Below are 14,003 nucleotides of genomic sequence, written 5' to 3' on the forward strand. Positions count from 1 at the left end.
GCTCAGCCGCAGCGGCGCGCGAGCCGCTGGAACGTGGTGGGCAGCGCGCCCTGCACGCGGGCGGCGAGATCCAGCCAGCCCGGCACGAACACCTCCGGGGTCCCGGTGGCCAGGGCGCGCAGCAGCGCCCGGGCCACCCGTTCCGGGGCGACCGGCCGCAGGCGGCCCGGTGGGCGGGCGCCGCGCCGGGCGAAGAACGGCGTGTCCACCACGCCCGGGAACGCCGTGCTCACCGGAACGCCCTCGTGCGCGAGGCTCGCCGCGAACGCGCGCAGCCCCGCCTTCGCCGCCGAGTACACCGCCTCCTCCGCCACCCCGGTGGCGGCGATGGAGGAGACGAACCCGATCCGCCCGCCGCGCGCGGCCAGGCCGGGCAGCGCGGCCCGGGTGAGCTGCACCGGCGCGGTCAGGTTGACCTCGATCAGCTCCCGCACCAGCCCGGCGGGCATCGAACCCAGCGGGCCGGTGTGCCCGAAACCCGCGTTGTTGATCAGCAGGTCCACGTCGGCGGCTGCCGCGGCGACCCGCTCCAGGCCCGCCGGCTCGCCGAGGTCGGCCACCAGCGGTCGTCCTCCGCAACACCGGGCCACCTCCGCCAGCCGGGCCGCGTCGCGCCCCACCAGCACCACCTCGCACCCGTCCGCGCCCAGCTGCCGGGCCAGCGCGGCTCCGATGCCCGAGGAGGCACCGGTGATCAACGCGCGGCGCCCGCTCATCCTGACCGCGCCTCGGCCACCCGCCGCAGGTGTTCGCCGCGGTGGGTCAGCACCCAGATCCCGGCCATCAGCACGATCGCCGCCAGGACCTGCCCCGTCACCGCCAGCGGGGTGACCACGATGCGCTCGCCCAGCCAGCTCACCCCGATCGCCATCCCGACCAGCGGGTCCACCGCCGTGATCACGGCGAGCGCGGGGGAGATGAACCGGCCCTGCTGGAAGGTGTTCTGGCTCAGCAAGAACCCCACCGGCCCCAGCGCGCACACCACGTAGAGGGTGGCGTGGGTGAACGGCTCGACGAGGCCGCCGACCCGGATCTGCTCGGCCACCACCTTGATCAAACCGGCGGTCACCCCGTAGAGGACGCCGGTGGCCATCGCCAGCGCCAGCACCCGGATCTCACCGGGGAACCGGTGCGCGGTGAGCACGCAGATGACCACCAGCACCGCCAGCACCGCGGCCAGCGGGCGCACGTCGCTGCCCCCGGTGAACCCGGTGCCCTCGCCGACCGGCCGGGCCAGCAGCAGGAACGCGGCCAGCCCCGCGATCACGGCGAGCGCGCCGAGCACCAGCACCCGGTCCAGCCTGCGGTGCGCCATTCCGGCCGCGAAGACCGCGGCGAACAGCACCGAGGTCACCAGCAGCGGCTGGACCAGGATCAGCGGCCCGAACGCCAGAGCCACCACCTGCAGCGACAGGCCGGCCAGCACGGTGCCGATGCTCAGCAGCCAGATCGGTTTGCGCACCAGGTCCCACAGCAGCCGGGGGTCGAGGGTGCGGCTGGTGGGAACCTGCTTGGTGGCGCGCTGCTGCACGGCGCTGGCCAGCCCGAACCCGGCCGCGCCGAGCACCGCGGCGGGTACCGCCACCGCGAGCATCGTGCCGGTCGAGCTCACGAGCGCGCGCCCACCGGCCGGGGAACCGACCTCGCGCCAGGCCCACCGGCCAGCTCGTCGAACGCGGCGCCGATGCGCTCGGCGAGCCCGTCGGCGGCGGAGAACAGGCCGGGGTCGGTGGTGATGCCGATGCAGGTGCGCCCCGCCCAGTGCAGCGCGCCGACCGCCAGGCCGACGCCCTCCGCCAGCGGCAGCACGGGGTGGGCGGAGCGCAGCAGCGCCCCGCTCACCCGGATCGGCTCCTCGCGCCCCGGCATCACCGAGAAGAGGGCCTGGAAGAAGCGCGCCCGGTGCATCCCGCGCACCGCCCTGGCGTGCAGCGCGGGCGGCAGCACCGCCAGGGCGCGCAGCACCGCCGCGGCGGCCAGCGGACGCCCGTGGCGCTGCGCGCGGTCGAGGCGGGCGGCGACCTCGGCGAGCCGCCGCCGCGGCGCCATCGGCCCCAGCGGCAGGTCCACGGCCACCCCGGCGGCGTGGTTGCCGAACCCGGCGTCGCCCTCGCCGGTGCCGCGCGCCACCATCGCGCGCAGCGAGCGCTGCCGGGTGTCGTCGGAGTCGAGCCCGTGCAGCGCCTCGGCCAGCACGGCCAGCAGCAGCGCGCTGCGGGTGACCCCGTGCTCCTCGGCGGCGGCGCGGATCGCCTCGGTGGGCAGCTCGACCCACGCGAAGTGCCGGTCCCGGGTGCTGCGCCCGCTCGGTGTCGCGGGGGCGGCGCTGCTCGCGGCGAGACCGAGCGTTCCGCGCAGCACCGCCACGGCGCGGCGCGCCCCGGACAGAGCCGGGCGCGCGGGCACCGGGCGCGGCGGCGGGTCGTCGGCGAGCAGCCGCAGCAGGGTGGAGGACATCGTGAGCCCGTCGCCGAGCGAGTGGTGCATCCTCACCAGCAGCGTCGCGAGCTCGGTACCGGGTTCGCGCAGCAGCGCCATCGCCCACGGCGGCCGGTCGCCGGGCGGCGGGGCGCTGAAGAACTCCCGTTCCAGGGCCGCGCGTTGGCCGGCGTCGCCGGGGCGCAGTTCGTGCTGCGTCAGGTGCTCGGGCACCGACAGCTCCCGCACCGGTTCCCACCAGGGGCGACGCCCGCGCGGGGCGTGCAGCCGGTGGTGCAGCATCGGCAGTTCCGGGGCCCGCTCGGTGATCAGCGCGCCGAGGTGGTCAATCCAGTCGGCGGTGGTCATCGCCCGGTCCTGGGCGACCAGGGCGAGCACCGCGCCGGTCTGCTGGGGGACCTCGGCAGTGGCGGCGAGCGCGAAGAACGCGTCCTGGCCGCGCAGCGCCCCGGCCCGGTTCCCAGGGGACAGCCGCGCCAGCGCGGCGACCTGGTCGGAGAACCTGCCGGTCGTGGCCAGGTGCTCGTGCACGCGGCGCTCGATTCCGCGCAGCGACTCGGGATCGGTGCGCAGGCCGCGCAGCCGGTGGCCGAGTGCCTCGGCGTCCTCGTGCAGCTCCGCCAGCCCGGCCTCGGCCATGAGCTCGGCGTTGGCCCGGCCGTGCCCGGCGATCGGTTCGACCATGAGCACCGGGCGCGCGCACGCGAGCGCCTCGAGCGCGGTGGCACCCCCGGCGTTGGTGATCACCGCGTCGGCGGCGGCGGTGTAGGCGGGCACGTCCCGCACCCAGCCCAGCGGGACGAGCCGGGGGTCCCGCTCGGCGCGCTCGCGCAGCCGCGCCAGCAGCCCCTCGTTGTGACCGCAGAGCACGACGACGCGGTCCAGCCCGGCGCGCAGCGCGGCCTCGGCGGCCCGCTCGACGGAGCCGAACCCGAGCGAACCGCAGGAGATCAGCACCTGCGCGCCCTCGACGGGCAAGCCGCAGGCGAGCCGGGCGGTGGCCTTGTCGCGCGGGTGGAACCGCGTCTCCACCGGTGGTGCGCTCACCGCGTGCGCCGAGCGGGGCTGCGCGCGGCGGGCGGCCCGGAGGCCGTTCTCGCTCATCACCAGGTGGAGGTCGATCTCCGAGTACACCCAGAACGGGTGCGGGGCGAAGTCGGAGATCACCGCCGCGATGGGCGCGGTGAGCTCTCCCCGGCGGCGCAACCAGTCCAGCCCGGCGGTGCCCAGCGGGTAGGTGGAGACCACGAGGTCCGGGCGTCGCGCTGCCAGCAGCGGCCGCAGCCGCCGGCCGCACCAGGACCCGGTGAACCGGCGGCACGCGTCGGCGAACCAGCGCCGCCGCCACAGCGCGGCGTAGAAGTAGTCGTAGAGCCACGGCGTCGACTCGACGTTGGTGACGTAGATCCGCTGGAACGCGCGGGGAACCCAGGAGCCCATGGTCTCCAGCGCGTCGATCCAGGTCACCTGGCACTCGGGCCAGTGCAGGCGCGCCGCCTGCTCGACGGCCCCGGCGGTGGCGTTGTGCCCCTCCCCGATGGTGGCGCTGACCAGCACGAGGCGGCGTGGCGGGTGGATCACGAGGCGAGCTCCCCTCCGAGAACGGCTCGTGCTCCGGAGGCTAGCGGCGCGCGGGGGGACCGGCCGGATGAAGGTGACCCACCAGGTGAACCCGTCTCAGCCGCCGACGGCGGTGAGCACGGCGTCGCGGACCTCGTCGGTCACGTGGGTGGGCCACAGGGCGTGCAGCGGGGCGAACAGCGCGGGGCGGAGCTCGACGACCTGGACGCGGCCACCCACCGCGGGCCCCGGCGGCCCGGTCACCAGGGCCACGTGCCCGGTGCCGACCACCGCGGTCACCGGAGCGGTGCCCTGGATCGGGTTGCGCAGGTGGTCGGGTTCGAACCCGGCGTTCCGGCAGTGGTCCAGCAGCAGATCGGTGTAACCGGAGCGCCCCGGATCGCCCCAGACGACCAGGCGCTCGTGCGCCAGCTCGGCCAGCTCGACGTGCTCGCGCCGGGCGAAGCGGTGCCCGGCCGCGACCGCGACCGCGAGCCGGTCCTGGCCGAGCGTGCTGCGGGTGAGGCCACCGCCCGGCCGCATCCCCCGGCAGAGGCCGAGCCCGAGCTCCCCGTCGCGCAGCCGCTCGGCCAGCCGCGGCGGGTAGAGCTGGTGCACCTCCGTCCGCAGCTCGGGGAGTGCGGCGAGCGCGGTGCGCACCAGGGCGGTCACCTCGTCGGTGGTGACGGCGGGGGTGTGGCCGATGCTGAGGACCGGTACCTCGCCGCGCCCGAGCCGGCGGGCCCGGTGCAGCGCGGCGCGGGCGGCGCCGTGCAGCACGCGGGCGTCGTCGATGAGCGCCTGCCCGGCGGGCAACGGCGTGACCCCGGTGGCCTCGCGGCGCAGCAGCGGCACCCCGACCTCGCGCTCCAGGCTGCGCACGGACGTGCTCAGCGCCTGCTGGGACAGGTGCAGCCGGGCCGCGGCACGCGTGAACCCGCCCTCCTCGGCCACCGCCACGAGGTGCTCCAGCTTGCGCAGGTCCAGTCCCACCTCAGGCCCGCCGCGCCCGGGAGGGGGCGCGCCGCGGGGTCGCGAGCGCGCCGGTGGGCGGGCCGGGTGCGGGGCGCGGTGGGACGGCAGCGGCGGCGGGCCCCGGCACCGCTCGGCGTCCGGTCCCGGGCGTCCGGTGCGCGGGGGTGGAGGTTCGTTCGCTCACGGTCGTCCTTTCCTGCCGGAGGCGGAGGCCGCACCCGGCCGCCGCGCGGGGCGGCCGTCCCCCCGCGCCGGCCGCCCCGCGATCCTGGTCCACTCCCGCTCCGCTCGGGTCAGCGGGTGGTGTACCCGCCGTTGGCGAAGATCGTCTGCCCGGTGATCCACCATCCGTCGGTGGCCAGGAAGCGCACCAGCGGCTCGATGTCCTCGATCTTGGTGAGCTGGTTGCCCAGCGCCTGCGACCGGTGGAACTCGACCCGCTCCGGGGTCTCCTGCGGGTAGAAGAACGGGGTGTCCATCGGCCCGGGAGCGATGTTGTTCACGGAGATGCCGCGGTCGGCGAACTCCTTGGCGGCGGCGCGGGTGAAGTGCTCCAGCGGTGCCTTCCCGCCCGCGTAGGTGGAGTAGCCGTCGGTGAACGCCGCCAGCAGCGAGGTCACCAGGCTGATGATCCGGCCGTTGTCGTTGAGGCGGCGGCCCGCCTCCTGCAGGAAGAAGTACGCGGCCTTGGCGTTGATGCCGAACATGCGGTCGTACTCCTCCTCGGAGGTCTCCGCGATCGGCTTGCGCAGCACCATGCCGGTGGTGTTCACCGCGACGTCGACCCCGCCGAACTCGTCGACGGCCACGTCGAACAGGCGTCGGACGTCATCGACCCGGGTGAGGTCCCCGGCCACCACGACGGCCGAGGACCCGGCCTCGCGCACGGCCTCCGCGGTGCGCTCGGCGTCGGCCTTCGAGGACTCCGCGTGGTGGTGGACCACGACCGAGGCACCCGCTTCGCCGAACCTGGTGCTGATCAGGCCGCCGAGGTTCTTGGCGCCCCCGGCCACCACCGCCACCTTGCCGTTCAGCCCGTGCTCCGCCATGTCGCCCTCCGGTGAGTCGTTCGCGTTCGTCCGGTCCGGCACGACGTTAGGCCGAACGGTCGATCCGGGGGAAACGCGAACAACCGGTGGGCCGACAAGTCATGTCGATGGGCGCAGGTCAGCCCCGGTACCTGGCACGTTCGGGTGAAGGTGGAACGGGCGGACGCCCCCAGCCGCGGACCCGGGACCACCCCGGGACCAGGCGGTGTCCGAAACTATCAATGATCTGACCGTCGGCGTCTGACCAGCGCGGCCGACGCGGCTTAACGTGATCGTGCCCCAGCGCGCCGCTCCGGCGCACGATCCGACGAGGAGCCCGCATGTCACCGATCCGCCAGCCCCACGTCGCGATCATCGGCAGCGGGTTCGCGGGCATCGCGGTGGCCGCGGAGCTGCGCCGGGCGGGGCACACCTCGTTCACCATCTTCGAGCGCGCGCCCGGCGTCGGCGGGGTGTGGCGGGACAACACCTATCCCGGTGCGGCCTGCGACGTGCCCTCGCACCTGTACTCGTACTCGTTCATGCCGGAACCGGAGTGGCGGCGGCGCTTCGCCGAGCAGCCGGAGATCCTGCGCTACCTGCGCCGTTGCGTGGAGCGCCACCGGCTCACCCGGCACCTGCGGTTGAACACCGCGATCGAGGCCGCCGACTACGACGAGCGGTCCCGCCGCTGGCGGCTGCGCACCGGCACCGGTGAGGTCGTCGAGGCCGACGTCCTGGTGCCCGCCGTGGGCCAGCTCAGCGAACCGCTGGTGCCCGACCTGCCCGGGCTGGCCGAGTTCAGCGGTGCGCGGTTCCACTCGGCCCGCTGGGACCACCAGCTCGACCTGCGCGACAAGCGGGTGGCGGTGATCGGCACCGGGGCCAGCGCCATCCAGTTCGTGCCCGCGATCGCCGACCGCGTCCGCGAGCTCGCCGTCTTCCAGCGCTCGGCCCCGCACGTGGTCCCCCGCCCGGACCGCGCCTACCGGAAGCGGCACCGCTTCGCGTTCCGCAACGTTCCCGGCGCGCAGACGATCGCGCGGCTCGGGGTGTGGCTGTTCTTCGAGGCCGCGGGGCGCGGGCTGACGACCGCGCAGCCCCTCGGGAAGCTGTTCACCGCGCTCGCGGGCAGGCACCGCCGCGCGCAGCTCGGCACCGGGGCGAGCGAGGAGTTCGCCCCGGACCACCAGATCGGCTGCAAGCGGGTGCTGTTCTCCAGCGAGTACTACCCGGCCTTCGGCAGGCCCGGGGTGCGCCTGGAGCGGGAGCGCATCGAGCGGATCACCCCGAGCGGGTTGCGCACCGCGGACGGCGTCGAGCACCCCGCCGACGTGCTGATCTTCGGCACCGGGTTCGACGCGGGCAACTTCCTGTCCTCGCTGCGGGTGCGCGGCGTCGGCGGGCTGCGGCTCGACGAGGTGTGGTCGCGCGGCGCCCGCGCCTACCTCGGGATGGCGGTGCCGGGCTTCCCGAACATGTTCGTGATGTACGGCCCGAACACCAACCTCGGTTCCGGCTCCGTGGTGCACGTGCTGGAGAGCCAGGCCCGGTACGTGGTGGGACTGGTGCGACGGCTCGCCCAGCGGCCCGGGGTGGCGCTGGACGTGCTGCCGGAGGCCGCGGAGCGCTTCGACCGCGAGATCCAGCAGCGGCTGCGCACGAGCGTGTGGACCGCCTGCCGCAGCTGGTACCGGGACGACGACGGGCGGATCAGCACGAACTGGCCCGGCTCGATGACCGAGTACCGCAGGCGCACCCGCTGCCCGGACCTGCGCGACTTCCGGCTGCTGTCCCCGGCCGCGGCACCCGGCTGAACCCGTCGCGCGAGAACCCCGTCCGCTCCCGGGTCGACGGCGACCCGAACTCCTGCGAGGTGCGCATGACCGACCACGACTACGACGTGCTCGTCATCGGGTCCGGGTTCGGCGGCGGGGTCTCCGCGCTGCGGCTCACCGAGCGCGGTTACCGGGTCGGCGTGCTGGAGGCGGGCAGGCGGTTCGCCGACGCGGACTTCCCGAAGACCTCCTGGCGGCTGCGCGACTACCTGTGGATGCCCGCGCTGGGCTGCTACGGGATCTTCCGGATGAACCTGCTCAGGGACGTGCTGATCCTCAGCGGCGCCGGTGTCGGCGGCGGTTCCCTGGTGTACGCGAACACCCTGTACGAGCCGCCCGCCGAGTTCTACGCGCACCCGCAGTGGGCCGGGATCACCGACTGGCGCGGAGAGCTCGCCCCCTACTACGACCAGGCGAAGCGGATGCTCGGCGTCGCGGAGAACCCGCGGGACACCCCCTCGGACCGGGCGATGCGCGCCGCCGCGGAGGAGCTGGGGATCGGCGGGACCTACCACCGCGCGCAGGTCGGGGTGTTCTTCGGCGAGCCGGGGCGTTCCGAGCCCGACCCGTACTTCGGCGGCGCGGGGCCGCGGCGGCGGGGCTGCCTGCACTGCGGTGAGTGCATGACGGGATGCCGGCACGGCGCGAAGAACACGGTGGCGAAGAACTACCTGCACCTGGCGGAGAGCGCGGGCGCCGAGGTGCACCCGCTGACCACGGTGACGGCGGTACGACCGCTGCCCGGCGGCGGCTACGCCGTGGACACCGCGCGGACCGGTCGCGCGTGGCGCCGGGACCGCCGGGTGCTCACCGCCGGGCAGGTGGTGTTCGCGGCCTCGGCGCTCGGGACGCAGAAGCTGCTGCACCGGATGCGCGACGACGGGGTGCTGCCGCGGATCTCCTCCCGGCTGGGCCTGCTGAGCCGCACCAACTCCGAGCAGATCCTCGCCGCCCGCGCCCGCGGCACCGAGCAGGACTTCAGCGAGGGCGTCACGATCACCTCCTCGGTGCACCCGGACGCGAACACCCACATCGAACCGGTGCGCTACGGCAAGGGCAGCAACCTGCTGGCGCTGCTGCAGTCCGCGCTGGTCGACCCGCAACCGGGCCGCAACCGCCTGCTGCTCGGGCTGCGGCACATGCTGCGCCGCTGGCGGGACCTGCCGGTGCTGCACCGGCCGCGCCACTGGTCGGAGCAGACGATCGTGCTGCTGGTGATGCAGGCGGTGGACAACTCGCTGACCCTGCGCACCCGGCGCGGGCCGTTCGGCCGCCGGCTGCGCAGCGAGCAGGGGGAAGGGGAACCGAACCCGACCTGGATCCCGGCCGGGCACGCGGCGGCCCGCGCGCTCGCCGCGCAGATCGGCGGGGTGCCCGCGGGAAGCTGGGCCGACCTGATGAACGTGCCGATCACCGGGCACTTCATCGGCGGCTGCGCGATCGGGCCGGACGCCGAGCGCGGCGTGGTCGACGCCTACCACCGCCTCTACGGGCACCCCGGGCTGCACGTGGTGGACGGCTCCACGATCTCGGCGAACCTCGGGGTGAACCCATCGCTGACCATCACCGCGCAGGCCGAGCGGGCGATGGCGATGTGGCCGAACAAGGGCGAGGCGGACCGCCGTCCCGAGCTCGGCGAACCGTACCGGCCGGTCGAGCCGAGCCCCCCGGCTCGACCGGTCGTCCCCGCGGCCGCCCCCGGCGCGCTGCGCCTGCCCATCACCCCGGTCTGATGGGCTGCACCTGGCCGCCACCGCGCTCGCGGCCGAGCCGACTACTCCGAGGAGGAGCGATGTCCTACCCGCCGGAACCGTGGCGGTTGCGGGGAAGCCTGCACCTGACGCTGTGGCGGATCCCCGAAGGGGACCTGCCCGCCACCCCGGTGCGCACGCCGCCGCTGCTGGTCGGCGGCTCCGGGTTCGTCGGCACCGCGTGGGTCGTCTACGGGCCCGGCAGCGTGCTGGAGTACGAGGAGCTGCTCGCGGCCGTGCTCGTCCGGGACCGCCGCTCGCCCCGGGCGCACATCAGCCACATCTGGGTCAACAGCGCCCCCTCCCAGCGCGGCGGCCGCGAGCTGTGGGGGATCCCCAAGGAACGCGCGGAGTTCCAGGTGCGCTCGGACACCGGCGACACCAGGACCGCCCGCGCCGCGGGTTTCGGGGCCGCGGGCATCGCCGCCGCCGGGTTCGCCAGGACCGCCCGGTTGCCCGGGTCGGCTCCGTTCGCCTTCCGCATCGCCCAAGACCTCAACGGGTTCCAGCAGACCGGGGTGCGCGGGGCCTCGCCGGTGTCCTGGTGCGCCTCGGACTGGCGGTTCGACCCGGACGGCCCGCTGGGCTGGCTGGGCGGGCGGCGCCCGGTGGCGAGCCTGGCGATGGCGGGCTTCGACATGAACTTCGGCACCGCCCGCTGAGCGAGTTCTGCCGGGAAGGTCCGGATTCCCGCGGCACGGCCGGAAGTTGGCGAGCGTGATGTTTCTCGATCATGACCGTCCCCGCCGCCCGGATCGTGCGACCATCGGGACATGACCGATTCCGCGCGCGCCCTGCTGGACTCCGTACACCGGGAACTCGCTCCCCGCGAGGACGAGAACCGGCTGCTCCCGCTGCTGCGGGAGGGGTCGGCACCGGCCTGGGTGCTCGGGGCGCTGGCAGCCGAGGAATCCCGCATCGTGCCGTGCGACTGGCGCAGCTTCCTCACCCTCTCGGCGCGCGCCGCCGACCGGCCGACCCGGGAGTTCTTCGCCGGGCTCGCCGAGGGCGAGGGCGCCGCGCTGGGGGCGCTGCCGAAGCTCTCCGCGGCGCTGGGCTGGAGCGAGCAGGACGTGGCCGACTACCGCCCGAAGGCGGGTTGCCAGGCCTACCCGGCCTACATGTCCTGGCTGGCCCTGCACGCCGATCCGGGCGACGCGGCCGTCGCCATCGTGTCCAACTTCGCCGCCTTCGGCTCCTACTGCGCGGAGGTGGCGAGCGCCCTGCGCGCCCACTACGGGCTCACCGACGAGGACTGCGAGTTCTTCGACCTGTTCGGGACGCCGCAGCCCGGCGCTGCCGAGCGGGCCGAGGCCGCCGTGCAGGCCGGCCTCGACGCGGGCACCCTCACCGAGGGCCTGGCCCGGCGGTACGCCCACCTCTTCCAGGACTACGAGCTGATGTTCTGGAACACCCTGCCCGACAGCCTCTGAGCTCAGTCCGCGGCGGGCATCGTCGCGGACAGCGGGGGGAGGCGGTGGACGCGGCCCTCGGCGTGCAGCCGGAGGAAGGCGTCCACCACCTCGGGATCGAACTGGGTGCCCCGGCAGTCGCGCAGCTCCCGCAGCGCCTCCTCGACGGTGCGGGGGCGGCGGTAGGGGCGGTCGGCGAGCATGGTCGCCCAGGCATCGCAGACCGCGATGATCCGCGCCTCCCACCGGATCTGGTCGCCGCGCAACCCCAGCGGGTAGCCCTCGCCGTCCCAGCGCTCGTGGTGCTGGCGGACCACCTCGGCGATCTCGGCCAGTCCGCGCACCGGGCGCAGCAGCCGGTAGCCGTGATCCGGGTGGCTGCGCAGCAGCGCCCACTCGGACTCGTCGAGGGGAGCCGGCTTGGCCAGCACCTCCGGCGGGATCACGATCTTGCCCACGTCGTGCAGGCGGCCCGCGAGCTCGGCGCGGTGCACCGCCGCGGCGTCCCCGCCCATCGCCAGGCACACCACCCTCGCGTAGGCGCCGACCGCGCGCCCGTGCGAGTGCGAGGACAGCTCGCGGTCCACCTGGTCGCTCAGCGAGTGCAGGTAGTTCAGGGCCGCCGCGTCGTCCGTCGCGGGCACCGCCACGGGCCGCTCGCCGACCGAGACGCGGTCCCGGCCCTCGGCCTTCGCCGCGTACAGCGCCCGGTCGGCGGCGGCCACCGTCTCCTCGGGATCGTCCTGCTGCCCGATCGCCGGCGCCGCGCCGACCGAGGTGGTGACCGGCAGCCACGAGTCGTCGTCGATCCGCACCGGTTCGCGGGACACCGCCGTCCGCAACCGCTCGGCGATGACCGGCAGGTCGTCGAGGGCGACGTCGGCGGCCAGCAGCGCGAACTCCTCGCCGCCGTAACGGGCCAGCACGTCGCCCTCCCGCACGACCTCGCGCAACCGCGCGGCGATCTCCACCAGGACCCGGTCACCTGCCGGGTGGCCGTAGCGGTCGTTGATGGACTTGAAGTGGTCGATGTCCACGATGAACACCGCGACCCGCGTCCGCGCCCTGCTGGCGCGGGCCAGCGCCTTCGGCAGTTCGAGCTCGAAGTACCGGCGGGTGTGCAGCCCCGTGAGCGAGTCGGTCACCGCGAGCCTGCGCTGCTCGCGGACCATCACGACCAGCCTGCCGAGGGTGAGCAGGAACAGCACCGCGCAGGCCACCGCGATCGCCTTCACGTGACCGGTGGACCCCCGCACGTTCTCCAGCAGCAGGATCCCGGGCGCGATCAGCGAGGCCGCCGCGAGGACGGCCACTCGCGACGGGCTCAGGTTCAGCTCCCGCTCGGGTCCGGGCTGGGTGAGCGCGGCCATCGTCGGGTGCAGCCCGGCGGTGCCCAGCGCGATGTTGCCCGCCAACCACAGCGCGTCCAGGAAGTTGCCCGCGAAGTAGCTGTTGTCGATCCGCTGCAGCACGTAGATCGAGTCCGCGCCGAGGAACGCCAGCAGGTTCGCCACCAGCAGGAAGAACGACGGTGGCCGGGGCCCGGGATCCAGCAGCAGCCGCAGGCCCACCGCCAGCAGCGCCAGGTCCAGCACCGGGTAGGCGACGTAGGCGGCGGTCGCCAGCGCGGACTCCTCGGCGCTGATCAGCGGTTGCAGCAGGTAGAGCCAGGACAGCAGCGCCGCGGCCACCCCCAGCACCGTCGCGTCGATGAGGCTCAGCAGGTCGCGGCGCGGGGTGCGGGCCCGGATCAGCAGCAGGATCCCGGTGACGATGAGCGGGTAGTGCGCGAGGTACAGCACGTCGGCGACGAAGGGGAAGCGCGTGATGCCCAGCAGGTAGTGCGCGGTGTAGAAGCTCACGTCGGCGAGCGCGTACACGGCCTGACTGCCCGCGATGAGCAGCCACGGCAGCCGCTGCCGGGGCCGGTGCCTGCGCAGGCCGTACAGCAGCGCGGGCACGGCGGAGGCGCTGATCGCGCAGTAGAGCGCGATCCGCAGCGGGTTCGTCGCGCCGTTCTCCGGGATGGCGAAGTAGGCGGTGCCCACCACCGCGCAGATGACCAGGTAGACCGGCCACACGGGATCACCGAACGTCCGCCGCACCGTACTGGTCATCGGAGCCTTTCCGCCGGGGACACGACCGTAACGGCCGAGCGGCGGCCGCTGCCACGCCGTCGCGACCGGGCGCGGCGCGGATCCGCCGAAGATCGCCACCACCCTAGTGCGCTAGTACCGGGATGTCCGGCTGGTTGATCAGCTCGCACGCGGATCCGGAGCGCGGATCGGCCGGGGAGCCAGCGCCGCCCGACATTGATCCACAGTGGACCGTTGGGCGCAGCGGTGGGGAAACTCCTCACGAGGCCGCGGCGCCGGGTCCGCCGGGCCCGGATCACCCGGCCAGCGCGGTCACCAGCTCGTCCAGGCCGGCACTGATCCGATCGAGGGACAGGCCGGCCACCTCCCGCTGGTAGCTCACCGCCACCGCGCTCAGCGGGGCCAGCAGCGCGTCCGCGAGCACCTGCGGATCACCGTGCGGCCGCACCTGGCGCAGCAGCTCCACCAGGTGCGCGCGGTGGGTCAGGTACGCGCCGCTCGCGTAACGGGCGTGCGGACCGCTGGTCTCGGCGACCAGCAGCAGCCCCGACTGCTCGTCGACCCGCTCCAGCAGGGCCCGCAGGAACGCCCGGATCCGGGCCGCGGGTTCGGCGCCGGGCCCCAGCGGGGGAGGACCGGACAGGAACGCCTCCTGGAACTCCCGCTCCCGCTCGTCCAGCAGGGCGTAGGCGAGCCCGGCGCGATCGCCGAACCGCCGGTAGACGGTGCCGACGCCGACGCCCGCGGACTGGGCGACGTCCTCCATCGACAGCGACTCCACCCCGCGGGCCCGCACCATGCCCCGGGCCGCGTCCACGATCCGCCTGCGGTTGCGCGCGGCGTCGGAACGCTCGGCCTGCGCCCGCGGCACCGCGCACTCGGGTCGCCCCTCGCGCATCGCCAG

At 74.8% G+C, this 14,003-nt stretch carries 11 protein-coding genes; 4 read left to right on the top strand and 7 right to left on the bottom strand.

Annotated features, from left to right (window positions below):
- Positions 1-2: 2 nt before the first annotated feature.
- The 5 genes from ACL03H_RS02935 to ACL03H_RS02955 form a co-directional block, all read right to left on the bottom strand.
- On the bottom strand, positions 3-716 hold the full coding sequence (locus tag ACL03H_RS02935; protein ID WP_412809473.1) for an SDR family NAD(P)-dependent oxidoreductase: 714 nt from the start codon (positions 714-716) through the stop codon (positions 3-5).
- A complete protein-coding gene (locus ACL03H_RS02940) occupies positions 713-1,594 on the bottom strand; it encodes a DMT family transporter (protein WP_412809584.1) in 882 nt (293 codons plus the stop codon). The genes ACL03H_RS02935 and ACL03H_RS02940 overlap by 4 nt, the downstream gene beginning before the upstream one ends.
- Positions 1,595-1,608: 14 nt before the next feature.
- Positions 1,609-4,020, bottom strand: coding sequence for an MGDG synthase family glycosyltransferase (locus ACL03H_RS02945; RefSeq protein WP_412809474.1), 2,412 nt, complete (start codon positions 4,018-4,020; stop codon positions 1,609-1,611).
- Between the two features lie 96 nt (positions 4,021-4,116).
- Positions 4,117-4,992 carry a LysR family transcriptional regulator gene (locus tag ACL03H_RS02950; protein ID WP_412809475.1) on the bottom strand — a complete coding sequence of 292 codons (876 nt, stop codon included), beginning with the start codon at positions 4,990-4,992 and terminating at the stop codon, positions 4,117-4,119.
- Positions 4,993-5,267: 275 nt separating this feature from the next.
- Positions 5,268-6,065 (bottom strand): SDR family oxidoreductase, encoded by a 798-nt coding sequence (locus ACL03H_RS02955; RefSeq protein WP_412809476.1) that lies wholly within the window; start codon positions 6,063-6,065, stop codon positions 5,268-5,270.
- A 278-nt stretch (positions 6,066-6,343) separates the two neighbouring features.
- Between ACL03H_RS02955 and ACL03H_RS02960 the strand changes: the two genes are divergently transcribed.
- The 4 genes from ACL03H_RS02960 (at position 6,344) to ACL03H_RS02975 (ending at position 11,024) form a co-directional block, all read left to right on the top strand.
- Positions 6,344-7,819, top strand: a complete 1,476-nt coding sequence (locus ACL03H_RS02960) for a flavin-containing monooxygenase (protein WP_412809477.1) — start codon at positions 6,344-6,346, stop codon at positions 7,817-7,819.
- 65 nt (positions 7,820-7,884) lie between these two features.
- Complete coding sequence (locus tag ACL03H_RS02965) at positions 7,885-9,573, top strand: GMC family oxidoreductase N-terminal domain-containing protein (RefSeq protein ID WP_412809478.1); 1,689 nt, start codon at positions 7,885-7,887, stop codon at positions 9,571-9,573.
- 59 nt (positions 9,574-9,632) lie between these two features.
- Positions 9,633-10,253, top strand: a complete 621-nt coding sequence (locus tag ACL03H_RS02970) for an acetoacetate decarboxylase family protein (protein ID WP_412809479.1) — start codon at positions 9,633-9,635, stop codon at positions 10,251-10,253.
- A 111-nt stretch (positions 10,254-10,364) separates the two neighbouring features.
- Complete coding sequence (locus ACL03H_RS02975) at positions 10,365-11,024, top strand: thiaminase II/PqqC family protein (RefSeq protein WP_412809480.1); 660 nt, start codon at positions 10,365-10,367, stop codon at positions 11,022-11,024.
- A gap of 2 nt (positions 11,025-11,026) precedes the next feature.
- On the opposite strand, the gene ACL03H_RS02980 is transcribed toward ACL03H_RS02975, so the two are convergent.
- Both ACL03H_RS02980 and ACL03H_RS02985 read right to left on the bottom strand, forming a co-directional pair.
- Positions 11,027-13,120 carry a bifunctional diguanylate cyclase/phosphohydrolase gene (locus tag ACL03H_RS02980; RefSeq protein WP_412809481.1) on the bottom strand — a complete coding sequence of 698 codons (2,094 nt, stop codon included), beginning with the start codon at positions 13,118-13,120 and terminating at the stop codon, positions 11,027-11,029.
- Between the two features lie 274 nt (positions 13,121-13,394).
- A complete protein-coding gene (locus tag ACL03H_RS02985; protein ID WP_412809482.1) occupies positions 13,395-13,997 on the bottom strand; it encodes a TetR/AcrR family transcriptional regulator in 603 nt (200 codons plus the stop codon).
- Positions 13,998-14,003: the final 6 nt, after the last annotated feature.

This window comes from Saccharopolyspora antibiotica (genome assembly GCF_047200635.1).
Lineage (GTDB): Bacteria > Actinomycetota > Actinomycetes > Mycobacteriales > Pseudonocardiaceae > Saccharopolyspora_C.